Raw genomic sequence first — 25,465 nt, forward strand, 5'->3', positions numbered from 1 at the left:
GGTGAGAGAACTCCAGGCCCTCGGACTGCTGCGCGGTGGTCCTGGCGACGAACTGCGGGCGGTGGCGCCCGAGGCAGCCGTGGCCTCCGTCGTCGGGCCCCTCGACCGCGACATCCGGACCCGCCGAGCGCTCGCGGAACAGGCGCGGGCGTCGATCATGGGCTTCCTGCCCGTCTTTCAGTCGAGCCGGTCCTCCCGGGAGAGGGAGAGCGAGTTCGAGGTCCTGGAGGAGCCCACCCAGGTGCGCGCGGTCGTCGCCGACCTGGCGGCGCGGTCGCGCACCGAGATACTCACGGCCCAGCCGGGCGGCGGCCGAGCCGAGGGCAGCCTCAAGGAGGCGGCGCCCAGGGACCGCGACGCCCTCGGCCGGGGCATCCGCCTGCGTGTCCTCTGCCAGCACACGGCCCGGTTCAGCCCGGGGACATCCTCCTACATCGACCACATGACGGAACTGGGCGCCCAGGTGCGGACCTTGGACGACCACTTCAGCCGTCTCCTGGTCTTCGACGCGGAGACGGCGATCATCTCCCTGCCCGCCAACCCGCTGGGCGCGGTGGTGGTCCGCGAACCGCACGTCGTCGCTTTCATCGTGGAGACGTATGAGCGGCTGTGGCTGACGGCGGACCCCTGCGCGGTGGCCCCCGGTGCGCGGGCCGAGGTCGCGGGCGACGTCCGTCAGGCCATCGTCCGTCTGCTCGTCGAAGGGCTGACGGACGCCTCCATCGCCACGCGTCTGGGCATGTCCGTGCGCACCTGCCGCCGCCACATCGCGGACATGATGGAGGAGTTGGGCGCCCAGAGCCGCTTCCAGGCCGGTTACCTGCTGGCGTCGCCGGCCCAGCGGGACCGACGGTTCGCACGCGTAGGGGCGTCGGCATGCCTCCGCGAACGTCCGGGCAGGACCGGGTGACCGAGAACATCAACCGGCGGGCCGCGGACCGTACGCCGTCCGCGGCGACGACGAGGCCCGCCTCCACGCGAGCGGGAACGACAGGGAGAGGCATGACGAGCGATCACCGGACCGGCGAGGGCGAGCGGAGCGTGCACGGACACGTGCACGCTGGATTCGAAGGCGTGCGCGAGGCCTTCGCACAGGTGGTGCGGGAACAGCCGCAGCCCACCGGGCAGCAGCTGGCGGTGTACCGGAAGGGGGTCCGCCTGGTGGACCTCTGGGCCGGCCCAGAGGTGGACGGGGACACCCTGACCGGCGTGTTCTCGGTGAGCAAGGGGGCCGCACACCTCGTTGTGGCGATGCTCGTCCAGGACGGCGTACTCGACCTGGACCGTGCGGTGTGCGCGGACTGGCCGGAGTTCGGCCAGTCCGGCAAGGATCGGATCACTCTGCGGCAACTGCTCGCCCACCAGGCGGGTGTGGTCGGTGTCGACGAGGTCTTCACGATCGAAGAGCTGGCCGACGACCGCCTGATGGCCGAACGCCTCGCCGCGCAGGCTCCCTACTGGACACCCGGTACGGCCTTCGGCTACCACGGGCTCGTCATCGCCGCCCTCACGGGAGAGGTCGTACGCAGGGTCACCGGCCGGAGCCTGCAGGACTGGTGGGAGCACCGTGTCCGCCGTCCGTACGACGTCGACTTCTACCTGGGGTTGCCCGAGGAACTGGAGCCCCGCTACCTGCCCGTACAGCCCGCTGTCCCCGAGCCGGGGGAGAGTGCGCAGAGCCCACAAGAAGTGGGGAGGCTGCTGGAGATAGCCTTCAGTACCACGTACATGCCGGACCTGTCCGTCTTCCCGAACTTCCGGCGCACCAGGTCCCTCGGCCAGGGGTCGGCGGGCGGAGTGGCCTCCGCCCGCGGCGTGGCGGGCGCCTACGCGGCGGTCATCGGAGGGCTGGACGGCAGGCCGGCGCTGCTCACCTCGGACACGATGGAGACGTTCAGCCGGATCCATTCCGAGGGCATCGACGTGGTGGGTGGCGTTGAGAGCCGCTTCGCCCTGGGATTCCAGGTCCTCGACGACCGCTACAAGGCACTGGGGCCGGACGCCTTCGGCCACGGGGGCGCGGCCGGCGCCATGGCGTTCGCCAGCCCGCGCCACGGCCTCGCCTACGCGTACGTTCGGAACCGGTTCGCGCTCGGGGACAGTGCGGACAGGGAGAACACGCTGCTGATCGAAGAGGTGATGAGGTCGGCGGCCCGCGGCAAAGGGTAGGGATGCCCGAAGACCACGCCGGTGGGACGGCCCGGCCGCTCCCTGAAGGCGTCTGGCGCGTCCGGGTTACCAACGAGTCAATATCATCGGTCTTGGCCGAGTCCCTGTGAGGGGTGCGGTGGTGGTCCGCACACGGGGGCGAGGCATGCATACAGAAGGCACCGGACCAGAAGCGATGTCCGAAGCAGGACATCCGCGTTTCCGGATTCTCGGACCGCATTCACGCAGGGCCGTGTCTTCGCGGGGCGCGGGGAACCGTGCGACCCGCCCCCACCGGACCCGCACCCGCTCCGCAACCCCTCTCCCGAGCCCCGCCGCGCGGCGCCCGAGCCGCGCGGCGGGATGAAATCCGCTGCTCCCCGCGTTGGTGCCTTCCGGAAGACCATGACGACGAGGAGGGCACCGCGTGGCCGCGCGACAGGGGGAGGAAGCCATGGGGGAGCCGGTGGAGAAACCCGCGGGTGACAAGGCCGGCGCCGGGTGGGCGCGGCGGCTGGCCGGATACGCCCGGCGGTACCCCAGGGACGTGGTCCTCGCCCTCGGCTCCTCCCTCGGCGGTATGGCCGTGATGGCGCTGGTGCCGCTGATCACGAAGGTGATCATCGATGACGTGATCGGGGACAACACCCGGGACATGGCACCCTGGGCGGCTGCTCTGATCGGCGCGGCGCTGCTGGTGTACGTGTTCACCTACATCCGCCGCTACTACGGCGGCCGGCTCGCCCTCGACGTCCAGCACGATCTGCGTACGGAGATGTACGGGACGATCACCCGGCTCGACGGCCGTCGGCAGGACGAGCTGTCCACGGGGCAGGTCGTCGGCCGGGCGACCAGCGACCTGCAGCTGATCCAGGGCCTGCTCTTCATGCTGCCGATGACCATCGGCAACATCCTGCTGTTCGTGATCTCGCTCGGGGTCATGGCGTGGCTGTCACTGCCCCTCACCCTGGTCGCGGTCGCGGTCGCCCCCGCCCTGTGGTGGATCGCCCAGCGCAGCCGCACCAAGCTGCACCCGGCCACCTGGTACGCCCAGGCGCAGGCCGCCGCCGTCGCGGGCGTGGTCGACGGGGCCGTCAGCGGCGTGCGCGTGGTGAAGGGGTTCGGGCAGGAGGAGCAGGAGACCGGGAAACTGCGCGCAGTGGGGCGGCGGCTCTTCGCGGGGCGGCTGCGCACGATCCGCTTCAACTCCCGGTACACCCCCGCCCTGCAGGCCGTCCCCGCCCTCGGCCAGGTCGCGATGCTGGCGCTCGGCGGCTGGCTGGCCGTGCGCGGGCACATCACGCTGGGCACGTTCGTCGCCTTCTCCACGTACCTCGCCCAACTGGTCGGCCCGGTGCGGATGCTCGCCCTGGTCCTGACCGTCGGGCAGCAGGCCCGTGCCGGCACCGAGCGCGTCCTGGAGCTGATCGACACCGAGCCGACGCTCGCCGACGGGACGAAGACGCTCCCGGCCGACGCGCCCGCGACGGTGGAGTTCGACGACGTGTCGTTCGGGTACGAAGGCGCCTCCGGCAGGACCCGCCCCGTCCTCGACGGGCTGAGCTTCGAGATCCGGCCCGGCGAGACCCTCGCCGTGGTCGGCTCCTCCGGCTCCGGCAAGTCGACCGTCTCCCTTCTCCTGCCGCGCTTCTACGACGTGAGCCGGGGCGCCGTCCTCATCGGCGGCCACGACGTCCGCGAGCTGACCTTCGACTCCCTGCGTGCCGCGATCGGCCTGGTCCCGGAGGACTCGTTCCTCTTCTCCGACACGGTCCGCGACAACATCGCCTACGGCCGCCCGGACGCCACCGACGAGCAGATCGAGACCGCCGCCCGTGCCGCCCAGGCCCACCGCTTCATCGCCGAGCTGCCCGAGGGCTACGACACCAAGGTCGGCGAACACGGCCTGACCCTCTCCGGCGGCCAGCGCCAGCGCGTCGCCCTGGCCCGCGCGATCCTCACCGACCCCCGCCTGCTCGTCCTCGACGACGCGACCTCGGCGGTGGACGCCCGCGTGGAGCACGAGATCCACGAGGCGCTCCAGCAGGTCATGGCCGGCCGTACCACCCTCCTCATCGCCCACCGCCGCTCCACCCTCGGCCTCGCCGACCGCATCGCCGTCCTCGACGAGGGGCGCCTCGCGGACATCGGCACCCACGAGGAACTGGAACGGCGCTCCGCCCTCTACCGCCGGCTCCTCACCGACCCGGACGAGCTGGGCGGCGTCTCGCCCGGCCACACCCCGCCGACGAGCCCGGCCCAGGCCGACGACACCCCCGTTCGCGACTCGATACGGGACGAGCTGGACGCCGAGTTCGACGCCGAGCGGGGTATCACGCCCCATCTGTGGACCGGTGACCGGGAGCCCCGGGACACCGCCTTCGACGGCACCCCCGCCACGCCCGAACTCCTCGCCCGGGTCGAGGCGTTGCCCCCGGCGGACGACACCCCGGGTATCGACGAGGCCCACGCGGTCGCCCCCGAGGACTCGTACGGCCTGAAGCGTCTGCTGCGCGGCTTCGGGCTGCCGCTGCTGCTCAGCCTGGCCCTGGTCGCCGTGGACGCGGGCACGGGTCTGCTGCTGCCCGTGCTGATCCGGCACGGCATCGACCAGGGCGTCTCGCAGGCGGCCCTGGGCGCGGTCTGGGCCGCGTCCCTGCTGGGGCTGCTCGCGGTCCTCGCCCAGTGGGCCGCGCAGATCGGCGAGATGCGGATGACGGGCCGTACCGGCGAACGCGTCCTCTACTCCCTCCGCCTGAAGATCTTCGCCCAGCTCCAGCGCCTCGGACTCGACTACTACGAGCGGGAGTTGACCGGCCGGATCATGACCCGGATGACGACCGACGTGGACGCCCTGTCGACGTTCCTGCAGACCGGCCTGGTCACGGCCTTCGTCTCCGTCGTCACCTTCTTCGGCATCATGGTCGCCCTGCTCGTGATCGACGTGCAGCTCGCCCTCGTCGTCTTCGCGACGCTCCCGCCGCTGATCGTCGGCACGGTCTTCTTCCGCCGGGCCAGCGTGAAGGCGTACGAGCTGGCCCGTGAGCGGGTGTCCGTGGTGAACGCGGACCTCCAGGAGTCGGTGGCCGGGCTGCGGATCGTGCAGGCGTTCCGCCGCGAGCGCGACGGCGTCGCGCGGTTCACGGCCGGCAGCGACAGCTACCGTCAGGCGCGCGTCCGCGGCCAGTGGCTGATCTCGGTCTACTTCCCGTTCGTGCAGTTCCTGTCCTCGGCGGCGGCGGCGGCGGTCCTGATCGTGGGCGCCCGCCGCATCGACGCGGGCACCCTGACGACCGGCGTCCTGGTCGCCTACCTCCTCTACATCGACCTCTTCTTCGCGCCCGTCCAGCAGCTCTCCCAGGTCTTCGACGGCTACCAGCAGGCCACCGTCTCCCTGGGCCGCATCCAGGAGCTCCTGCGGGAGCCCACCTCCACGAAGTCCGCCGACGAACCCCGTCAGGTGCGGTCCCTGCGCGGCGACATCACCTTCGAGCACGTGGACTTCGCGTACGGCTCCTCCGGCGACGCCGAAGCGGCCCTGAGCGGGATCGACCTGACCATCCCGGCCGGGCAGACCGTCGCCTTCGTCGGCGAGACGGGCGCCGGCAAGTCGACCCTCGTCAAGCTCGTCGCCCGCTTCTACGATCCCACCGGCGGCCGGGTCATGGTCGACGGCGCCGACCTGCGGGACCTGGACATGACGTCGTACCGCCACCGCCTGGGCGTCGTCCCGCAGGAGGCGTACCTCTTCCAGGGCACGGTCCGCGACGCCATCGCCTACGGCCGTCCCGAGGCCACCGATGCCGAGGTGGAGGCCGCCGCCCGTGCCGTCGGCGCCCACGACATGATCGCCACCCTCGACGGCGGTTACCTCCACGAGGTCGCCGAACGCGGGCGGAACCTCTCCGCCGGCCAGCGCCAGCTGATCGCCCTGGCGCGGGCGGAGCTGGTGAACCCCGACATCCTGCTCCTCGACGAGGCGACCGCCGCCCTGGACCTGGCCACGGAGGCCCAGGTCAACCAGGCCACCGACCGCCTCGCCGGGCGCCGTACGACCCTCGTCGTCGCCCACCGCCTGACCACCGCCGCCCGCGCGGACCGCGTGGTCGTGATGGCGGACGGCCGGGTCGCGGAGGACGGCACCCACGACGAACTGCTCGCCCGGGGCGGGCGGTACGCGCGGCTGTGGCGGACGTTCGTGGGGGAGCCGGTCCTGAGGCCGTAGGTCTGGGATCCGTGACTTCGCCAGCGATGAAGGCGGCCGGGCAGCGGTGGATCGGCGAAGCCGCGATCGCCTGGACAGCGACCACGTACCGTCGCGATCTCCGTCGGGCCTCTTCCGGTTTTCGGAGTCGGCGAGGAACGCGAGCTCTCTGACGGGCCTTCGCCTCGGATCGGTCGGCTGGACAGGGCGTGTCGGGGTTGGGTTCCCGGCCGGCCTATTTCCGTAGGGCGTCCAGAGTGTCGGCGAGGTCGGTGGTGCGGGGCTGGTTGTGGGGGAGCTTGGCGAGGAGGGCGGCCATGCCGCAGGTGTCGGTGGCGGCGGAGAAGACCAGCCCGGTGCCGATCGCGGCCGAGAGCCAGCGGGCGGGCTTGTAGCGGGCGCCGACGGCGAGTCCGAGAACGACGAGGGAGCCGGCGGCGAGGCGGACCTGGCGCTCCATCGCCCAGGTCGTGGCCGCGCCGTCGGCCCGGGTGAGGGTGTGGCCCTGCTGGGCCCACGCGGTGGTGCCGCCGGTGAGGGTGACGGCGGTAACGTCCGCGGTGGCGAGCTGCTCGCAGGCGGTGGCAGAGCGGGTGCCGGAGGCGCAGACCAGGAGGAGGTCGCCGCGGGCGGCGGCGGCCTTGAGCGCGGGGAGGGCGGTGTGGAGGTGGTCGAGGGGGATGTTGTGGGCGCCGGGGACGTGGCCGGCGGCGTATTCGCCGGGGGTGCGGACATCGATGACGGTGTACTGCTCCAGGCGGGATGCGGCCCGGGCGGGTGCGACGGCGGTGGGGGTGTGCATGAGGGGGTGTCCCTTCGCGGGGTCGGGATGGGGTGTATCGGACACGGGTACAATACCCCTAGGGGTATTGGTGAAGGAGGAAGCGTGGAGTTGGACATGGCAGCCGCGGAGCTGAAGTCGGTCCTCAACCGGCTGCGCCGGGCCCAGGGGCAGATCGCCGGGATCATCAAGATGATCGAGGACGGCCGGGACTGCGAGGACGTGATCACGCAGCTTGCCGCGGTGTCGCGGGCGCTGGACCGGGCGGGTTTCGCGATCATCGCGACCGGGCTGCAGCACTGCATGGCCGAGGGCGGCCAGGCGTCCGGCGACCGTGAGCAGATGCGGGCACGCCTGGAGAAGCTCTTCTTGTCCCTGGCGTGAGCCGTGGAGCTCCGTCATACGCATGCGTCGAGAAGCATCCACGCGGCCACGGTCAGCAGTACGGCGGCGAAGACGCGTTGGAGGAGCGGTCCGGAGACCTTTGCGGCCAGGCGCTTGCCGTCCCAGGCACCGAGGACCGCCGCGCCGGTGAATGGTCCGATGAGTGCCCAGTCCAGGCCGGCCGCGCCGCCGGAGCGGGTCATCAGGGACGCGAGCGAGTTGGCGGTGATGACCAGCAGGCTGGTACCTGTCGCGGCCTGCATCTCGAAGGCCAGGACGGTGACCAGGGCCGGGACGGCGAGGAATCCTCCGCCGACGCCGAGCAGCCCGGTCAAGGCCCCCAGCCCCGCGCCGATACCGGCGGCCTTCACCGGCCGCACCCGTTGTCCGGTGGTGGTCGACGGTGGGGTGGGGCGGAGCATTCTCGCGGCGGCGAGGGCGGCTATGACGGCGAACGCGGCGGTCAGGACGGGCTGCGGCAGTCGGGTGGCGGCGGCTCCGGCCAGGGCTGCGGGGATGAGGCCGGCGGCGGCGAACGCGGTGCCGGCTTTCCAGCGGACGTGTCCGGCGCGGGCGTGGGCGTAGAGGGCTGTGGCGGAGGTGGCGGTGACGATGATGAGGCCGGCTGTGGTGGCCGCGGCCGGGGAGAAGCCGAGCAGGTAGATCAGGGCGGGGACGGCCAGGACGCTGCCGCCTCCGCCCAGTGCGCCGAGCGCGAGCCCGACCACGGCCCCGGCTGTCAGGGCCAGGATCAGAGCACTCACGCTATCGAGCCGCCCTTGCCGCGCTCGTCGACGACCGGCAGGCCCTCCTTCGCCCAGGCGGTCATGCCGCCCTCGACGTCTTTCGCGTCGATGCCGCGTTCGGCGAGGAGCTGTGCGGCCTGCTGAGAGCGGTGCCCGGAGCGGCAGATCGCCACCACCGGTTTCCCGGCCGCCTCGGGCGGCAGAGCAGCGCCTTTGAGCAGGTGTGAGAGCGGCAGGTGCAGTGCGGTGGGTGCGTGTCCGGCCCTCCACTCGGGGTCTTCGCGTACGTCCAGCAGGGCGGTCTGCCCGTCGCTTGCGCGCTCGTGGGCCTGACCGGGGCTCAGGCGGGTCCGGTTGCGTCGGAAGAGGGACACCGGTGTCTCTTTCTGCACGGGGACACGATCAGCGGACAAGGGTGAGGCCGGCGCTGTGAGCGGCGTCGAAGCCGTCGTCGACGGCGACGACGTCCCGCCCGGCCGCGCTCAGGAGGGAGGCGGCGATAGCGGCGCGCATCCCGCCGGCGCAGTGGACCCATACCGTCCCCGCCGGGACTTCTCCGGCACGCTCGTGCACCTCGTGGACGGGGATGTGCACCGAACCTTCGATGTGGCCCCGGGCGCGCTCGGAGGCGCGGCGCACGTCGAGCACCACCATCTCTCCACCAGCGTCCCGGGCCTTCTTCAGAGCGTCGAAGTCCGCGCGGGGGAAGGAGCGCATGCTGCCGCCCTCGCTCAACCACGCGGCGGGATCGCCGGTGGCGGCGGCAGCGGGCCTGTCGATGCCGACCCGCACCAGCTCCCGCTGCGCGTGGGCCAGTTGTCGCGGGCTGTCGGCGAGCAGGGTGAGGGGCTTGCCCCAGGGAATCAGCCACGCCAGGTAGGTGGCGAGTTTCCCCTCTGCCTCGAAGTTGAACGTGCCCGCGACGTGCCCTTGGGAGAACGCGGTACGGCTGCGCAGATCCACCACCCACTCACCGGCCGCCAGCCGCTCGGCGATCTCCCGCCCGCAGACCGTCTTCGGCGGGGTCAGGTCGACCGCTGCGGGGCCGGCGGCATTGAGCGGGCCCATGTGCGCGTAATAGGCGGGCACGTCATCGAGTCCGGCGAGCATTCCGGCGATGAAGGCGTCGACGTCCTTCGTCAGCGCGTCGTTGGTCTTGCGCTCCTGGCCGATGGTGCTGGCATCGCCCTCGGACCGGGAGGACGAGCAGAAGCTGCCGAAACCGTGAGTGGGCAGCACCCGCACCGCATCGTCCAGCTCGGACGCCAGGCGGTGGGCGGAGGCGTGCTGGGCACGGGCCAGCTGCTCGGTCAGTCGCGGCTCGACCAGGTCCGGGCGCCCCACGCCGCCGATCAGCAGCGACCCGCCGGTGAACGCCGCCACCTCCCGACCGCTCTCCGCCAGGACATAGGAGGTGTGGTGGGGCGTGTGGCCGGGGGTGGCCAGCGCACGCAGCGTCAGCCCGGGCTCCACCGTGACGCTGTCGCCGTCGGCGACCGGGACACGGTCGAAGCAGACCCGCGCCGCGGCCGGCACCAGGTACCGGGCCCCGGTCAGCCTCGCCAGCTCCAGGCCGCCGCTGACGTAGTCGTTGTGCACATGTGTCTCGGCCACGTACGCGATCCGCACACCGCGCCCGGCCGCTGCCGCGACCACCCGCTCCACATCGCGGGGAGGGTCGATCACGACGGCCGCCTCCCGGCCTCCCGCCAGGTAGCTGCGGTTGCCCAGGCCCTCGGTCTCCAGCACGTCCACGAAGAACACAGACGGACTCCTTCCCTAAACAATTTACCCGGGGGGTATTCTGGTTCCACCGTAGCAGATACCCCCTAGGGTATTTTTGCGGGCGTGAGGGCCTCCCGGCACCGTGACCGCTCATCCCGCCAGGCCTCTGACGTTTCCGTGGGGGCCAATGCGCACGAAATCGCGGAACTGCGATAAGGGGGGTCTCTTCGGGTTGCCGCCCCGGGGCGCGCAACCGTTCGGCGGGGTTGTGCGTCCGTACACCAGTACGCATGTGGGGCGAGAGGGGCAACAGTGAGCGGGCGTGGAGCGCGCCGGCCGATGGCGCTCGGCCTGGTCGTGCTGACGGCGGCCGGGCTGCTGACGCTGGCCGGGCCGGCGGGGAGCGCGGAGGCCGCCGCCTCTTCGTGTGCCGGGCGCAAGGTGCGGACCCTGGCCTTCACCGGTGGGGCCGTGCACGTCCACCGGAGCGGGCGCCGGGTCTGCGCCGTGACCGTGCGGGGCAAGGGGGGCAAGAAGGGCCGCACATGGATGATGGTCAGCCTGCGGGCCCGCGGCGGCGCGGCGGTGCGGCACCAGGGGTCGGCCCGGCGGCAGACCCTCCCCGTGACGGTGCACGCCGGCCGCCGGCCCGTGCTGATCAAGGCGGCGATCGGCTCGATGCACTACACGTCGAGGTGGATCCGCGTCTGAGCGCCGGTCCCGGTGCCCGCCGCACAGGGTTTTCCCTATCTCCGTCATCTCCGCCCGGAAGCAGTCCAGTTGGCCCCTTTCCTCCCTGGTGCCCCGGCGATCACTCCGATAGCTTCCGGCGCACAGCCGCTGCATAGGGGAGAGACGCATGCGCAAAGCACTCAGATGGGTGCTGTCGCTCGTGGTGCTCATAGGCACGTTGAGCACGGCGGGGGCGGCCACCGCCGCGGAGCCGGACACCGCTGACATCAAGGACCGACTGCTCGCGATACCGGGTGTGAGCCTGACCGAGGAGAAGCTTTACCCGGGGTACCGCTTCTTCGTCCTCGACTTCACCCAGCCGGTGGACCACCGGAACCCGGCCAAGGGCACGTTCCAGCAGCGGGTCACCGTGCTGCACAAGGACACCAGCCGCCCGACCGTCTTCTACACCGGCGGCTACCACGTCTCCACGAACCCCGGCCGCCGCGAGCCCACGCAGATCGTGGACGGCAACCAGGTGTCGATGGAGTACCGCTACTTCACCCCCTCCCGTCCCGCCCCGGCCGACTGGTCCAAGCTGGACATCTGGCAGGCGGCCAGTGACCAGCACCGCATCTTCAGGGCGCTGAAGAAGATCTACGGCAAGAAGTGGATCTCGACCGGCGGGTCGAAGGGCGGCATGACCGCCACCTACTACGAGCGCTTCTACCCCAAGGACATGGACGGCGTCGTCGCCTACGTCGCCCCGAACGACGTGGTGAACAGGGAGGACTCGGCGTACGACCGGTTCTTCGCGACGGTCGGCACCAAGGAGTGCCGCGACCGGCTGAACGCCGTGCAGCGCGAGGCGCTGGTGCGCCGTGAGTCGCTGGAGAAGAGGTACGCGGGGGTCGCCGCCGCCGAGGGCTTCACCTTCGACACGATCGGCAGCCTCGACAAGGCGTACGAGGCCACCGTGCTCGACTACGTGTGGGGCTTCTGGCAGTACAGCCGGCTCGCCGACTGCGACAGCGACGTCATCCCGAAGGACGCCCGGAACGCCACGGACGACGAGATCTGGACGTCCGTCGACACGATCTCCGGCTTCTCCTTCTACGCCGACCAGGGCCTGGAGCCGTACACGCCGTACTTCTACCAGGCCGGTACGCAACTGGGCGCGCCCACGATCCGGTTCCCGCACATCGAGAGGAAGTACATCCGCTACGGCTACCAGCCGCCCCGGAACTTCGTCCCGCGCGACATCGGCATGAGGTTCCAGCCGCACGCGATGCGGGACGTCGACACCTGGGTCCGCGCCAACGCCAAGCAGATGCTCTTCGTGTACGGCGAGAACGACCCGTGGGGCGCCGAACCCTTCCGCCTGGGCAAGAAGGCCCGCGACTCGTACGTCTTCACCGCCCCCGGCGCCAACCACGGTGCCAATGTCGCCGGCCTCGTCGAGTCGCAGAAGGACCTGGCCACGGCCCGGATCCTCAAGTGGGCGGGCGTCGCCCCGGCCACCGTCCAGGAGGACCCCGGCAAGGCGAAGCCGCTGGCGAAGTTCGACTCCAAGCTCGACCGGCGTGACATCGAGCGGGAGATGACGCTCAGGCCGTAACGCGTCCGAGCCGTAGGCGAGTCGAGCCCGGGTGCCGCCGTCCGGCGGCACCCGGGCTCAGACGCTCCGGGACCCTCACACCGGCACGGCGCATCCCACCGGGCGGCCCCCGCCCAACTGCACATACAGGTCCGTGGCGGCCGGGCACCGCGCCTTCGTGTCGACGGCCGCCGTCACCTCGTACTCCGGGTCGTGCCTGCCTTCGCCGTCGCAGGCGGTCTCGCGGACCTCGCCCCGCCCGGCACCGTAGAGGCAGTCGCCGACGATGGTGCGGGGGCCGCCTCCGCCGCCGGGGTCGCCCGGGTGCGGCGGCTGGAGCTTGCGCATGCAGGCGTAGCCCTGGGGCGCCGAGCCGTCGCCGCCCTCGTCCGCGCCGGAGGAGGGCCGGGGCTCGCTGATGTGGAGGACGAAGTCGGTGGTCGGCGGGCACAGCGGCCCCAGAGCCACCCGGCCCCCGTGCCGCGCCACGACCCGGGCGGCGGCGCGCTCACTTGCGCAGGGCACCTCGGTGAAACTGGTCGTCCCGAACGAGCTGCACTCGTCGACCCCGAGGAACGCCGTCCCGTACCCGGACGGCCGCGTCGGCGCGGTCGCGGACGTCCGCTCGCCGGGATCCCCACCCACCCCGCCCGACCAGGCCTGACACCCTGAGAGCGCGGTTGCGGCCAGCGCGACGGCAGCCGCGAGCACCCCCGTACGCCCCCTGCCGACGCGCCGCACTCCTCGCATGGCATACCCCCGATGCACCCCGCCCAGCGTGGCCCGGTGGCGGGGGCCACGCCAGGCGTACCGTGTGCTTTGCGCCCGTTGGGGGTGGTGCGTGAGGTGGGGGGCGTAGCCGCCGTACGTCAGGCCCCGTACGCCGGGCGCGGGGTGCCGGACGTCGGTGCGTCCGGATGTTCCCGTGTCCGTCCGTCAGTACGCCAACGCTCGCGTCAGTACGTCGACCCGTCCGTCAGTACCTCAACCCGTGCCCGACCGGGTACAGCACCCGCGCCGGGTCGTCGGCCCGTTGCACCGGCACCGGCAGTTTCCCGCGGGGTGCCACCCGTCCGGCCAGCACCCGCGCCGCCGCCCGCACCTCGACGTCGGTCCACGAGTACGACGCCAAACAGCCCTTGACCTCCGGCAGTTGAGCCACGTCGTACGGGTTGCGGACCGCGACCGCCACCACCGGGACCCCGGTGGAGAGGAGTCGGGCGACAAGGGTTCTCTGCGTACTGGCCGCCGTCACGTTGTACGTCGCCACGACCACCGCGTCCTGGCCGCGCGCCGCCGCCACGGCCTGGTCGATGACGGCCGGCGTGGGGGCCGTACCGGTCGACAGGCGGGCCGTGGTGAAGCCGAGGGAGGTGAGTTCGGCCGCGAGGACGGCCGTCGGCGGTCCCGTGGTGCCCGACGGGGACGCCGGATCGGCGCCGACCACCAGCACGTTCCGGTGCGTACCACGGGACAGCGGCAGCAGCGGCCCCTCGTTGACCAGCAGGGTCGTGGTCCGCTCGGCGATTCGGTCGGCGGCGTCGCGATGGCGCCGGACCCCCACCACCCGGTCGACGCCCGCGTCACTGACGTACGGGTGCTCGAACAGCCCGAGCTTCGCCTTGAGCCGCAGGATCCGCAGGACCGACTCGTCGAGCCGGGCCTCGGTCAGCTCACCGGCGCGGACGGCGTCCAGGACGGCGTGCCACGCCACGTCGATCGACGGCGGGTTGAGGAGCTGGTCGACGCCCGCCTTCAGCGCCAGTACCGGCACCTGCTCGTCGCCGTACTTCTCCCGCACGCCCCGCATGGCGAGCGAGTCGGTGACGACGACCCCGTCGTAGCCCATTTCCTCGCGCAGCATGCCGGTGAGGATCGGGCGGGAGAGGGTGGCCGGGTCGCCGGAGGGGTCCAGGGCGGGGACCATGATGTGCGCGGTCATGATCGAGTCGATCCCGGCGTGGATCGCGGCCCGGAACGGCGGCGCGTCGAGGGCCGTCCACTGCTCCCGGGTGTGGTCGATGACCGGGAAGCCGTGGTGACTGTCGACGGCCGTGTCCCCGTGCCCCGGGAAGTGCTTGGCGGTCGCCGCCACCCCGGCCCCCTGATAGCCCTTCACCTGCGCGGCGACCAGCCCCGCGACCGCCTTCGGGTCGGCGCCGAAGGACCGTACGCCGATGACCGGGTTGGCCGGGTCGACGTTCACGTCGGCGACCGGCGCGTAGTCCTGCCGGATGCCGATCGCCCGCAGTTCGGCGCCGCCGATGCGGCCGGCCTCGCGGGCGTCGGCGCGTGAGGCGCCCGCGCCGAGGGCCATCGCGCCCGGCAGCAGTGTCGCGGGCTCGCCGACCCGGGCCACGATCCCGTGCTCCTGGTCGGTGGAGACCAGGACGGGCAGTCCGCGCGGGAGACCGAGGGAGGCGCGCTGGATCCCGTTCGACAGACCGGCGATCTGGTGCGGGTCCCGGGTGTTGTGCGCCCACGAGAAGTAGATGATCCCGCCGACCCGGTACTTCGCCAGCAGCTCGGCGGCCGTCCGGACGCCGAGCTCCTGGAGGTTGGCATCGATGTCGGCCTGGTCGGGTGCGGTCGCCGAGTGTCCGTAGACCCGCATCACGAAGAGCTGGCCGACCTTCTCTTCGAGCGTCATACGGGAGAGGAGCGCCCGGAGTCTCTCGTCGTCGGGGTCGCCGGCCCGTGCGTCGGTGCCGAGGGCGAGGGTCGCGGTGACGCCTGCTGCGGCGGCGAGAACGGTACGTCGGGAAGGCACGTGCGCTCCTTGTGGGGGGGATCCGCTGAAGGAAACTTCCGAGGCGTCACGAAGCGTCCGGGGAAGTTTTCTTCCGGTCAGGGGAGTGCACAGTAACGCCGGGGCACAGGGAAACGGCACCCGGCCCACCGGGTCGGCCCTGAGGGGCCGTCACCGGCGCTGTCGGAGGGGGCGCGCCGGTGACGGCGTGCTGCCGGCCGCAGGCGGCGGAGAGGGGTGGTCAGCGATCGCAGCCAGCCGCGAGGCCGACGTCCGCGCTGCGGAGACTCACCCGGCAGCATGCCGGTTGGACGGGGCGGGGCGGGTTCGGGTTCCCGGGGATCGGTTAACCTTCGGGAAGTCGGTGCGGGTGGGTGTGCCGGTGCGCGGGAGAGCTCGGGTGGTGTGTGGTTGCCCGCGCGCACACGGCGGAGCCGCACATCGATACGGCCCCGCGCCCGAGAAGCGGGGGCCGATCACGACCACCTCGGTGTTCTCAGCCATGGTCTCTCCTCCGCTTCAAGGGGGTTCGACCTCAAGACACCGCCGGATCGACCGTTGTGACAGGCGCGCGTGGATTTCTCGGCGCGGTGGCGCGCACGCCGGCGGACTCACCACCGCTGGATGCGGTGTCCGGTGCTCTGCGGCTGCCGGTGGGCCCGGCGGGCCGCCGGTGCGAAGAGGGAGTCGGCGGAGTCGTCCGGGTGCTGCGGCGGTACGTCGGGGCGGTCGGCGCGCCAAGGCTGTCGTGGGCCCTCGCGCCGCCGGACAGCCGACCGGTCCCAGTCCCCCTCGCCCAGCACCAGCATCGGGTCGAACATCACGACCACCCCCGCCAGCAGCAGGAAGATGACCGGCCCGATGAGCATCGGCAGGAGCATGGACATGGGTGACTCGCCGGTGAACGTGCCGCCGGTCGTGCCGTGGAGGTGCACCCCCACCGCGGCCATCCCGGTGTAGTGCATCCCGGACACGGCGACCCCCATGACCAGGCTGGCCCCCAGGCTGGTCAGGAAGCCCCGGATCGACACGGCCGCCCACAGCGCGGCGGTCGCGGCGACGATGGCGATGCCGACGGAGAGGGCGACGACGGCCATGTCGTACCGGATGTAGCCGTTCAACTGGATGGCGGCCATGCCCAGGTAGTGCATGGCGGCCACGCCGAGCCCGGTGACGCACCCCGCCGAGCACAGCGTTGCCGTGCTGACGCCGCGGTAACCCACCGCGAAGACCCCGACGGCGACGACGGCGACGGCCACGACCAGGCTGAGTACCGTCAGCCCCACGTCGTAGTGGATCCGGCTCTCCTTCACCCGGAAGCCGATCATCGCGATGAAGTGCATCGTCCAGATGCCGCAGCCGATGGAGCACGCCCCCATGGCGAGCCAGCCGGGCTTCCAGGACCGCTCGTTGTAGACCGACCTGACGACGCAGCGCAGTCCTAACGCCGCGCCGAGGCAGGCCATGATGTAGGCGGCCACCGGAGTGACCGCGCCGTAGCTGAAACCGTCGACTGTGCCTTGCATATGCCAGATCCCCCGGTACACGGCGAGTTGAGTGTGGCGGGTCGCGGGTGGCAAGTCTGGTGCAAGGCAGGGCGAAGCGCTCCGTTTTTCAAAGGTTACTGTCGGTACTTGCTCAACGGCCGATCGGCTTTGGGTGACTCGGTGCTGATTCGCGGTCAAATCCCGCCCGGACGGGGCCTGAGCTTGATGCTTCAAGCTCAGGCCACACCTTTACGCCGCGTCGTTGAGCAGCCGTCCGAGGTGTGCCCGCCCCGCCGCGAGCAGTTCCGGCAACGGCGCGGCCCCCTCGTACCACCGCTTCTCGTACTCCCAGCAGAGCCAGCCGTCCCACTCCTTGCGGGTGAGGAGGTCGACGCACTCGCCGAGCGGGAGGACGCCCGCGCCGAGCGGGAGGGGGTTCGTGTCGTCGGGGGAGGCGATGTCCTTGACCTGGACGTAGCCGAGGAAGGGGGAGAGGGCGGCGTAGGAGTCGGCGGGCTGTTCGCCGCCGAGCCAGGTGTGCATCACGTCCCAGAGCGAGCCGACGCTGCCGTGGCCGACGGGGCCGAGCACACGGATCGCGTCGGCGCCCGTGCGGTGCGAGTCATGGGTCTCCAGCAGGATCCGTACGCCCCGGTCGGCGGCGTCCTTCGCCGCCGTGCCGAGCCGCCGTGCCGCGACGACGTCGGCCTCGTCCGCGCTCTGCCCGCCGGCGAGGTCGGCGCCGGGGAAGACGCGGACGAAGGGCGCCCCCAGGTCCCGCGCCAGGTCCAGCAGCCGGCGGATCTCCTCCAGTACGGGCCCGTCCTCGCCCGGCGCCGCGACCCGCGCGTAGCCCGCGACCCCCAGGATCTCCACACCCGCCGCCTTGAACTCGGCGACCGCCTCGGCCCGCGCCCCGGCCCCGATCCCCGGGTGCACCGGTTCCTCGGGATGGGCGCGCAACTCGACGCCGTGATAACCGTGTGTGGCGGCGAGACGGACGACGTCAGCGAGGGGGAGACCGGGAACACCGAGAGTGGAGAACGCGAGTTTCATGCCTTCGGACCCTACTCGCCACCCCGCGATGTGCCACCCCACCGGGGTGCGGCGGTGCGGGTCGGCTGTCGGACCGGGACTCCGGGGTGCGTTCGCCGGCCACGGCCCCGACGAGCCGGTCACCGATGAGCGGCCCCCGCGCGTCAGATGTCGCGCCGCTTCAACGGCTTCGTCGCCGGTCCCTGGACGATGGTGCCGTCCGGGTCGAAGCGGGAGCCGTGGCAGGGGCATTCCCAGGTGCGTTCGGCGCGGTTGAAGCCGACCAGGCAGCCCATGTGGGTGCAGCGGGCGGAGACGGCGTGGAGGGAGCCGGCCTCGTCCCGGTGCACCGCGCAGTGGTGGCCGCGGACCCGGACGACCGCACCGTCCCCGGGGGCGATGGCGTCGACGGAGGTGGCCGAGGACGGCGCGAGCCGGTCGCCCACGAAGTGGCGGGCGACCTGGGCCTGGTGCTTGAGGAAGCTCGGCGCCTCGCGCACCGCGCTCAGCACGCGGCGCGGGTCGTACAGGTCGCTCCACGGCGCCTTGTGCCCGGTGATCTGGTCGGCGAGCAGCCGTCCGGCCATGATGCCGCCGCTCATGCCCCAGCCGCCGAACCCGGTCGCCACCCAGGTGTGCCGGCTGCCCGCGTGGAAGGGGCCGACGAGCGGTACGGAGTCGGTGGAGTCGTTGTCCTGCGTCGCCCAGCGGTGAGTGAAGTCGAGCTGCCCGAAGCGCTCGACGGCCCACTCCGCGAGCAGCCCGAACCGTTCGTCGACGTGGCCCGTGCCGGGTGTGAAGTGCTCCCCGGTGACGATCAGCAGCCGCCGCCCGTCCTGGTACGGGGCGGTCCGCACGGAGCGGGTGCGCTGCTCCTGGGTGATGTACATGCCGTGCGGGTCGGCGTCGGCCGGGATCGGCGCGGTGAGCACGAGTTCGCGGCGCGGGGAGAGCCGGGTGAAGAGCAGCGCCCGGTCGAAGACGGGGTAGTGCGTGGCGACCACGACGTCCCCGGCGGTCACCGTGTACCCCGCCTCGGTCGTCAGCCTGCACGGCGTACCCTCCTTGAGCCGCACCACCCGCGTCCGCTCATGGACCAGCGCGCCCTGCCGCACCAGCTCGTCGACGAGGGCCAGCAGGTACCTGCGGGGATGGAACTGCGCCTGCTCCTCGACCCGCACCGCCCCCGCGACCGGGAACGGCAGCCCCGTCTCCGTCACGAACTCGGCGGGCAGCCCGGCCTCCCGCGCCGCCTCCGCCTCGGCCCTCAGCTCCTCGACGCGTCCCTCGTCCTCGGCGTACGTGTAGGCCGCCGCGTCCTCCCAGTCGCACGCGATCCCCAGCTCCTCCACCAGCGCGGCGGCGTGCCGGACCGCCTCCGTCTGCGACCGCGCGTACAGCGCCGCCGCCTCGGCGCCCCGGGTGCGCCGCAGCCGGTCGTAGACCAGCGTGTGCAACGCGGTCACCTTGGCCGTCGTGTGCCCCGTGACCCCGGCGGCGACCCGGTCCGCCTCCAGCAACGCCACGCGCCGCCCCCGCCGCGCTAGCTCCCACGCGGCACTGATCCCCGCGATCCCCGCCCCGATCACCGCCACGTCGACGGCCAGGTCCCCGTCCAGCGCCGGGTGCACGCCCTCCTGGGGCGCGTTCGCGATCCAGTACGACTTCTGCTCGGGCTGCTTGTGCTGCATGGCTCGGGTCCCTTCAGGCGGGCGGTGGGGAGCGGCGCGGGTCGTCCGTGTCGGAGCGGCGGCGGGTGTCGGCGGCGGCCCGTCGCCGGTGGCTGGTGTCGCACCACGGGTAGATGCCGCTGCGACGACAGGTGCACAGGGCCACGCAGAAGCGGTCCGACGACACGGTCGAACCGTCCTCCGACGTGACCTCGACCGGGCCCTCGACCAGCAGCGGACCAGGGCGTTGGACGGTGACGCGGCGGCGTTCAGCGGGGACGTTCGGCACGGATGACCACCAGCTCTTCCTTCTCGTCGCCGTCGCCTCCGTGTGCGTCTCCCAGTAGCCCGCGCTCACGCAGCCATGCGCTCCGCGACCGCAGAACGGGCCCGAAGGCGACCCTGCGATGGTCCACCACCTCGGCCCGCAGCCCCGCCGCCCGCAACTGCGCCAGCGTCCGCTCCGCGTCGCTGAAGGCCGACTGGACCAGCAGCAGCACCCCGCCGGGCCGCAGCAGGGACGGCGAGTCCCGGCAGATCCGGTCCAGCACGAGCCGGCCGTCCCGCCCGCCGTCCCAGGCCCGTGCGTCACCCCGCACGGGTGTGACCCCCTCGGAGCCCGCACCTCTGCCGGGACCCCGCCCCGGACCCGGTCCACGCTCCGGCTCCGGCTCCGGTCCCGGCACGTACGGCGGATTGGAGAGGATGAGGTCGAAGGACCGCCCGGACACCGGACCCAGCAGGTTTCCCTGGACGACCGTCATCGGCAGCCCCGCGAGAACGGCGTTGACCTTGGCGTTGAGGACGGCCCGCCAGGAGATGTCGACGGCCGTGACCCGCGCACCCCGCCGCGCCGCGACCAGCGCGACGGCTCCCGTCCCCGTGCCGACGTCGAGCACCCGCGCCCGCGGGGCGAGGGGCTCGTGCTTCAGGGCGTGGACCAGGAGATCGGTGTCGTCCTGCGGGGCGTAGACGCCGGGCAGGGAGACGGGCAGCGAGAGCGGAATCACGGGGGATTGGCCTCCAGGTCAGTGGTCGGCGGTGGTCGGTCGGTGGCTGGTGGTCGGCGGACGTGGCGTCAGGTCCGCGGTCGTCAGACGGGGGTGCGCAGCGACGACCGGCCCGCCCGCCACGCGCCGAGGAGCCGGTCGGCGAGGGCGTCCTCCAGGTGGTTGGTGGCGTCCACGCCGAAGGCCACGTCGCTGTCCAACTGCGGCTCCTCCTCCAGCAGACCGGCGACGACGTCCCGCCGGACGATCTGCTCGTGTACGGCGTCGGCCTCCACGTGCTCGTCGTAGAAGTGCTCGGCCGCGGCCCCGGCCCCGGTCCGCCGCATCGCGCGGGCGAGGCGCCGGGAGCCGGGGGAGGAGGTGATCTCGACCGTCGCGAAGTGGCCCACCAGGGCGCCGCGCAGGGCGCGGTGCAGGCCAAGGAGGGACATCAGGTTCACCAGGGCGAGTGCCTCGGCACCGGCGGCGTCCACGTAGCGGCCGTACGCCGGGTCGAGCCGCAGGTCGGTCATGAGGTCGGCGAAGAGGCGCGCGTGCACCCGCTCCGCCCGGCCGCCGCCGAACTCGTCGAACTCCACCGCGGCCATCCCCGCCTTCGCCCGCCCCCACAACCGGGGCAGCACCCACGCGTGCGGGTCGGCCTCCTTCAGGTGGTACAGCGAGCGCTGCGCCGCGTACTCACGCACCTGCCACAGCTCGCCCTCGTCCTGCAGGAAGCCACCGACCCCGCCCCCGTCCTCGCCGGCCGGTTCCACGAGCAACTCGTCCAGCGCCTCCTGGGCGCTCACATGCCGCGTGGCCCGGTCGCGCAGCGCTTCGAGGAACGGCCACTCCAGGGCCGCCCGGCACCGCAGCAGCTCCGGGTCCCATTCCAGGTCGGCGTCGACGCCGTCGAAACCCCGGTAGTGCAGTTCGTAGCAGACGTAGAGGGCCAGCTGGAGATCGTCTCCGAAAGGGTCGGCCCCGGCGATCTCCCGGCTGCCCGGCGGCGGCCCCTGCCTCCGCAGACACTCCAGGACGGCAGCCGAGACCCGGCCCCTGCTCTCCGGCAACGCCGGCCCTCTCACCCGGGTCTCCATGCCGCACCGGGTACCCGTGATGCGCGGGTACTCACCTGTGCTCCTGACCGCGGGGCCCACGGCGAGGAGGGCTCCCACGCTCACGGGAGCCCCCCTCGACCGGCGCCGTACTCGGGTACGCCCACGGGCGGTACTCAGCTACGGTCGCGCTTCGCCGAACGCTGCGTGTGCTGAACGCGTTCCTGCGCCTTGCCCTTCAGCTTCTTGGCCTCGCCGCGCGCCCGCTGCAGCTTGCCCTCGCCCTGCTTCTCACGGTCGCCGGTGACCTTCCCGGTCATCTCCTTGGCCTTACCCGTGATCTTGTCCATGTGGCCCTTGCCCTTGTCCTTGTCCTTGGCAGCCATGGTTCCTCCTTGGTGGTGGGGTTGAGGCGATGGCTCTCCCGCCCAACGTAAGGCGGTCCGACAGTGCTCGCGCGCCGAACCATCACCCTGCGTGACACACCCCGATCGTGGGGGCTCAGCCACCTCCCAGAGACGGGGCCGAAGGGGCAGCACTCCTGGAGAACGGGACGCGGAGGGGATGGGGACGGGAGGCAGGGGCGGCTGGGGGGCGAGATCAACTCCCCGCGGCAGACTCCCGAGGTGCCCCGGAAGACCCCCGCACCATCAACTCCCCCCGAACCGTGGCGATCCCCCCCGGCGGCGGCTCCTCCCGCCCCATCGCGATCCGCCCGGCCCGAGCCCCCGCCTCCGACAACGGCAACCGCACGGTCGTCAGCGCGGGAACCGCGTCGATGCTGAACGGCAGATCATCGAAACCGGCCACGGAGACATCGTCCGGAATCCGCAGGCCGGAATCCCGCAGCGCCGCACAAGCCCCCAGCGCCACCGTGTCGTTCGCCGCGACCACAGCCGTCAGCGCAGGGTCCCGCCGCAGCAGCTCCAGCGTCGCCTCGTACCCGGACAGCCGGTCGTAGCGCCCGTACACGGTCCGCCTCGGATCGTCCTCGATCCCGGCCGCGGCCAGCGCCGCCCGGTGCCCCTCCAGCCGATGCCGAGTGGTCGTCCGCTCCTGCGGCCCGGCGATGTACCCCAGCCGCCGGTGCCCCAGTCCGATCAGGTGCTCGGTGAGCCGCTGCCCGCCGCCCCGGTTGTCGAAGGTGATCGCGATGGCCTCCGGAGTGGGCGGCCGTCCGCACAGCACCACCCGCGTCCCGGCCTCCGCCAGCCTGCGCAGCTTGTTGCCGACGGCGGCCAGATGGACCGGATCCTCGACGGCCCCACCGGTGAGCACGACCGCCGCGGCGCGCTGCCGCTGCAACAGAGTGAGATAGGTCAGCTCACGCTCCGGGGAGCCGCCCGTGTTGCACACCACGCCCAGCCGCTCTCCGCCCGCCCGCCCGCCCGGCCCGCCGATCTCGGACTGGATGGCCGCGGCCATGATCCCGAAGAAGGGGTCGGCGATGTCGTTCACGAGGATGCCGACCAGGTCGGAGGTGGCGGCGGCGAGCGCGCTCGCGGGACCGTTGAGGACGTAGTCCAGCTCGTCGACGGCCTTCAGTACCCGCGCACGCGTGGACGCGGCCACCGGATAGTTGCCGTTGAGCACCCGGGAGACGGTCGCGGGCGACACCCGCGCACGGGCCGCCACGTCCGCCAGGGTCACAGTCATCGTTCCTCGTCCTCCGGTGCGCGTCTCGTTCGGGCTGTCGGGGAACCATACGGCCGCGATCACCGTTCGCCCCCTCGAACAACTCGACCCCCTCACGGTCTTGTCCCGACCGCTGCACAGAGGCTAGCTTCTCCTCAGATAGAAAGCGCTTGCTGTCACGCTCACCTCTCCCATGAGTTCTCCGGGCGTACGCGGCGCCGGACGCGTACGCACCTAAAACGAACGCATGAACGAAGGGACCGGCTGTGACACGCAGAACCGTACGGATCGCCATGAACGGTGTGACCGGACGCATGGGCTACCGCCAGCACCTCGTCCGCTCCATCCTCGCCCTCCGCGAGCAGGGCGGCCTCGACCTCGGCGACGGCACCGTGCTGTGGCCCGAGCCGATCCTCGTCGGCCGCCGCGAGCACGTCCTCAGGGCGCTCGCCGAGCGGCACGGCCTGGAGCACTGGGCGACGGACGTGGACGAGGTCCTCGCCGACGAGTCCGTGCAGATCTACTTCGACGCCCAGGTCACCTCGGCCCGCGAGGAGGCGATCAAGAAGGCGATCGCCGCCGGCAAGCACATCTACACGGAGAAGCCGACCGCCACCGGCCTCGACGGCGCCCTGGAACTGGCCCGCCTCGCCAATGCCGCCGGCGTCAAGCACGGCGTCGTCCAGGACAAGCTCTTCCTCCCGGGCCTGCTCAAGCTCAAGCGCCTCATCGACGGAGGCTTCTTCGGCCGCATCCTCTCCGTCCGGGGCGAGTTCGGCTACTGGGTCTTCGAGGGCGACTGGCAGGAGGCCCAGCGCCCCTCCTGGAACTACCGCGCCGAGGACGGCGGCGGCATCGTCGTCGACATGTTCCCGCACTGGGAGTACGTCCTGCACGAGCTGTTCGGCCGGGTGAAGTCCGTCCAGGCCCTCACCGCCACCCACATCCCGCAGCGCTGGGACGAGCAGGACAAGCCGTACGACGCCACGGCCGACGACGCCGCGTACGGCGTCTTCGAGCTCGACGGCGGCGCGATCGCCCAGATCAACTCCTCCTGGGCCGTCCGCGTCAACCGCGACGAACTGGTGGAGTTCCAGGTCGACGGCACGGAGGGTTCGGCGGTGGCAGGCCTCCGAAACTGCCGTGCCCAGCACCGCTCCGCCACCCCCAAGCCGGTCTGGAACCCCGACATCCCCGCCACCTACTCCTTCCGCGACCAGTGGCAGGAGGTGCCCGACAACGCCGAGTTCGACAACGGCTTCAAGGCCCAGTGGGAGCTGTTCCTCAAGCACGTCTACGCCGACGCGCCCTACCACTGGGACCTGCTGGCCGGCGCCCGCGGCGTCCAGCTCGCCGAACTGGGGCTGAAGTCCTCCGCCGAGGGCGTCCGTCTCGACGTACCGGAGATCCAGCTGTGACGATCCGACTGCCGGGCGCGGACGGGCTGTTGAGGCCCTACACCCCCCGCACCGAACCGCTCGCCCTCTCCACGGGCGCCCCCTTCACCTCCCGTACGGTCTTCTCGGCGGCGCACGTCGTCGCCGACCCCTTCGCGGACGTGTCCCCCGACTCGCCCGCCGCCGTCGACTGGGACGCCACCCTCGCCTTCCGCCGCCACCTCTGGTCGCACGGTCTGGGTGTCGCCGAGGCGATGGACACCGCCCAGCGCGGCATGGGCCTCGACTGGGCGGGCGCGGCGGAGCTGATCCGCCGCAGCGCGGCGGAGGCCCACAGCGTCGGCGGCAGGATCGCCTGCGGCGTCGGCACCGACCAGCTCACGGGCCCGGCCTCCCCGGCGGAGATCCGCAAGGCGTACGAGGAGCAGCTGGCCGTCGTCGAGGAGTCGGGCGCCCGGGCGATCCTGATGGCCTCGCGCGCGCTGGCAGCCGCCGCGCGGGGCCCCGAGGACTACCTGGAGATCTACGGCCACCTGCTCCGCCAGGCCGCCGAGCCGGTCGTCCTGCACTGGCTGGGCCCCATGTTCGACCCGGCGCTGGAGGGCTACTGGGGCTCGTCGGACCTCGACGCGGCCACCGACACCTTCCTCGCCGTCATCGCCGCCCACCCCGACAAGGTCGACGGCATCAAGGTCTCCCTGCTGGACGCCCAGCGCGAGATCGACATCCGCCGCCGCCTCCCGCAGGGCGTCCGCTGCTACACGGGCGACGACTTCAACTACCCCGAGCTGATCGCGGGCGACGAGCAGGGCTTCAGCCATGCGCTGCTCGGCATCTTCGACCCGCTCGGCCCCCTGGCGGCGGAGGCGGTCCGGGTCCTGGACACGGGCGACGTGAAGGGCTTCCGGGAGCTTCTGGACCCGACCGTCGAGCTGTCGAGGCACCTCTTCCAGACCCCCACGCGCTTCTACAAGACGGGCGTGGTGTTCCTGGCGTGGCTGGCCGGCCACCAGTCGCACTTCACGATGGTCGGCGGCCTCCAGTCGGCCCGCTCGCTCCCGCACTTCGCGCGCGCCTACGAACTCGCCGACGGCCTGGGCCTGTTCCCGGACCCGGCGCTGGCGGAGGCCCGCATGAAGAACCTGCTCTCGCTGTACGGAGTGTCCCAGTGACCGGTCTTGAGCGTTT

General features: G+C 72.2%; 22 protein-coding genes. 8 read left to right on the plus strand and 14 right to left on the minus strand.

Annotated features, from left to right (window positions below):
* Window position 1 precedes the first annotated feature (1 nt).
* The 3 genes from WBG99_RS23295 (at window position 2) to WBG99_RS23305 (ending at window position 6,373) form a co-directional block, all read left to right on the plus strand.
* Window positions 2-910: a LuxR C-terminal-related transcriptional regulator gene (locus WBG99_RS23295; protein WP_338898172.1), complete on the plus strand. Its 909-nt coding sequence runs from the start codon at window positions 2-4 to the stop codon at window positions 908-910.
* Window positions 911-1,002: 92 nt separating this feature from the next.
* Window positions 1,003-2,169, plus strand: a complete 1,167-nt coding sequence (locus WBG99_RS23300; RefSeq protein WP_338898173.1) for a serine hydrolase domain-containing protein — start codon at window positions 1,003-1,005, stop codon at window positions 2,167-2,169.
* Window positions 2,170-2,602: 433 nt separating this feature from the next.
* Entirely contained in the window at window positions 2,603-6,373 is a 3,771-nt protein-coding gene (locus WBG99_RS23305) for an ABC transporter ATP-binding protein (RefSeq protein ID WP_338900450.1), read from the plus strand.
* Window positions 6,374-6,587: 214 nt separating this feature from the next.
* Here WBG99_RS23305 and WBG99_RS23310 read toward each other — a convergent pair whose 3' ends face one another.
* On the minus strand, window positions 6,588-7,154 hold the full coding sequence (locus WBG99_RS23310) for a rhodanese-like domain-containing protein (protein ID WP_338898174.1): 567 nt from the start codon (window positions 7,152-7,154) through the stop codon (window positions 6,588-6,590).
* Window positions 7,155-7,238: 84 nt separating this feature from the next.
* Here WBG99_RS23310 and WBG99_RS23315 point away from each other — a divergent pair, with 84 nt between their 5' ends.
* Entirely contained in the window at window positions 7,239-7,517 is a 279-nt protein-coding gene (locus WBG99_RS23315; RefSeq protein WP_338898175.1) for a metal-sensitive transcriptional regulator, read from the plus strand.
* Window positions 7,518-7,531: 14 nt separating this feature from the next.
* Here WBG99_RS23315 and WBG99_RS23320 read toward each other — a convergent pair whose 3' ends face one another.
* The 3 genes from WBG99_RS23320 to WBG99_RS23330 are packed head-to-tail and all read right to left on the minus strand — an operon-like array spanning window position 7,532 to window position 10,027.
* Window positions 7,532-8,281, minus strand: a complete 750-nt coding sequence (locus WBG99_RS23320; protein ID WP_338898176.1) for a sulfite exporter TauE/SafE family protein — start codon at window positions 8,279-8,281, stop codon at window positions 7,532-7,534.
* Window positions 8,278-8,637, minus strand: a complete 360-nt coding sequence (locus WBG99_RS23325; RefSeq protein ID WP_338900451.1) for a rhodanese-like domain-containing protein — start codon at window positions 8,635-8,637, stop codon at window positions 8,278-8,280. Before WBG99_RS23325 ends, WBG99_RS23320 begins: the two co-directional genes overlap by 4 nt.
* Window positions 8,638-8,665: 28 nt before the next feature.
* Complete coding sequence (locus tag WBG99_RS23330; protein ID WP_338898177.1) at window positions 8,666-10,027, minus strand: MBL fold metallo-hydrolase; 1,362 nt, start codon at window positions 10,025-10,027, stop codon at window positions 8,666-8,668.
* 300 nt (window positions 10,028-10,327) lie between these two features.
* On the opposite strand from WBG99_RS23330, the gene WBG99_RS23335 reads away from it, so the two are divergent.
* Entirely contained in the window at window positions 10,328-10,699 is a 372-nt protein-coding gene (locus WBG99_RS23335; RefSeq protein ID WP_338900452.1) for a hypothetical protein, read from the plus strand.
* Between the two features lie 148 nt (window positions 10,700-10,847).
* Window positions 10,848-12,278 carry a S28 family serine protease gene (locus tag WBG99_RS23340; protein ID WP_338898178.1) on the plus strand — a complete coding sequence of 477 codons (1,431 nt, stop codon included), beginning with the start codon at window positions 10,848-10,850 and terminating at the stop codon, window positions 12,276-12,278.
* Between the two features lie 75 nt (window positions 12,279-12,353).
* Here the strand turns inward: WBG99_RS23340 and WBG99_RS23345 are convergent, their stop codons facing one another.
* The 10 genes from WBG99_RS23345 to WBG99_RS23390 form a co-directional block, all read right to left on the minus strand.
* A complete protein-coding gene (locus WBG99_RS23345; protein ID WP_338898179.1) occupies window positions 12,354-13,007 on the minus strand; it encodes a hypothetical protein in 654 nt (217 codons plus the stop codon).
* Between the two features lie 226 nt (window positions 13,008-13,233).
* Complete coding sequence (locus WBG99_RS23350) at window positions 13,234-15,027, minus strand: glycoside hydrolase family 3 protein (protein WP_338898180.1); 1,794 nt, start codon at window positions 15,025-15,027, stop codon at window positions 13,234-13,236.
* Between the two features lie 590 nt (window positions 15,028-15,617).
* A complete protein-coding gene (locus tag WBG99_RS23355; protein WP_338898181.1) occupies window positions 15,618-16,532 on the minus strand; it encodes an MHYT domain-containing protein in 915 nt (304 codons plus the stop codon).
* 210 nt (window positions 16,533-16,742) lie between these two features.
* On the minus strand, window positions 16,743-17,549 hold the full coding sequence (locus WBG99_RS23360) for a sugar phosphate isomerase/epimerase family protein (protein ID WP_338898182.1): 807 nt from the start codon (window positions 17,547-17,549) through the stop codon (window positions 16,743-16,745).
* A 143-nt stretch (window positions 17,550-17,692) separates the two neighbouring features.
* On the minus strand, window positions 17,693-19,219 hold the full coding sequence (locus WBG99_RS23365) for an FAD-dependent oxidoreductase (RefSeq protein WP_338898183.1): 1,527 nt from the start codon (window positions 19,217-19,219) through the stop codon (window positions 17,693-17,695).
* Between the two features lie 13 nt (window positions 19,220-19,232).
* Window positions 19,233-19,487 (minus strand): CDGSH iron-sulfur domain-containing protein, encoded by a 255-nt coding sequence (locus WBG99_RS23370; protein WP_338898184.1) that lies wholly within the window; start codon window positions 19,485-19,487, stop codon window positions 19,233-19,235.
* Window positions 19,468-20,208 carry a methyltransferase gene (locus tag WBG99_RS23375; RefSeq protein ID WP_338898185.1) on the minus strand — a complete coding sequence of 247 codons (741 nt, stop codon included), beginning with the start codon at window positions 20,206-20,208 and terminating at the stop codon, window positions 19,468-19,470. Before WBG99_RS23375 ends, WBG99_RS23370 begins: the two co-directional genes overlap by 20 nt.
* A gap of 83 nt (window positions 20,209-20,291) precedes the next feature.
* On the minus strand, window positions 20,292-21,287 hold the full coding sequence (locus WBG99_RS23380) for an iron-containing redox enzyme family protein (RefSeq protein ID WP_338900453.1): 996 nt from the start codon (window positions 21,285-21,287) through the stop codon (window positions 20,292-20,294).
* Between the two features lie 134 nt (window positions 21,288-21,421).
* Complete coding sequence (locus tag WBG99_RS23385) at window positions 21,422-21,631, minus strand: CsbD family protein (RefSeq protein ID WP_338898186.1); 210 nt, start codon at window positions 21,629-21,631, stop codon at window positions 21,422-21,424.
* A 214-nt stretch (window positions 21,632-21,845) separates the two neighbouring features.
* Window positions 21,846-22,901 (minus strand): LacI family DNA-binding transcriptional regulator, encoded by a 1,056-nt coding sequence (locus tag WBG99_RS23390; protein WP_338898187.1) that lies wholly within the window; start codon window positions 22,899-22,901, stop codon window positions 21,846-21,848.
* A 245-nt stretch (window positions 22,902-23,146) separates the two neighbouring features.
* On the opposite strand from WBG99_RS23390, the gene WBG99_RS23395 reads away from it, so the two are divergent.
* Together WBG99_RS23395 and WBG99_RS23400 are read left to right on the plus strand one after the other, a co-directional pair.
* Window positions 23,147-24,298 (plus strand): Gfo/Idh/MocA family oxidoreductase, encoded by a 1,152-nt coding sequence (locus WBG99_RS23395; protein ID WP_338898188.1) that lies wholly within the window; start codon window positions 23,147-23,149, stop codon window positions 24,296-24,298.
* The gene (locus tag WBG99_RS23400) at window positions 24,295-25,449 is read left to right on the plus strand and encodes a dihydrodipicolinate synthase family protein (RefSeq protein ID WP_338898189.1); all 1,155 of its coding nucleotides are present in this window, start codon (window positions 24,295-24,297) and stop codon (window positions 25,447-25,449) included. The genes WBG99_RS23395 and WBG99_RS23400 overlap by 4 nt, the downstream gene beginning before the upstream one ends.
* Window positions 25,450-25,465 lie beyond the last annotated feature (16 nt).

Origin of the sequence: Streptomyces sp. TG1A-60 (assembly GCF_037201975.1) — a bacterium.
GTDB lineage: Bacteria > Actinomycetota > Actinomycetes > Streptomycetales > Streptomycetaceae > Streptomyces.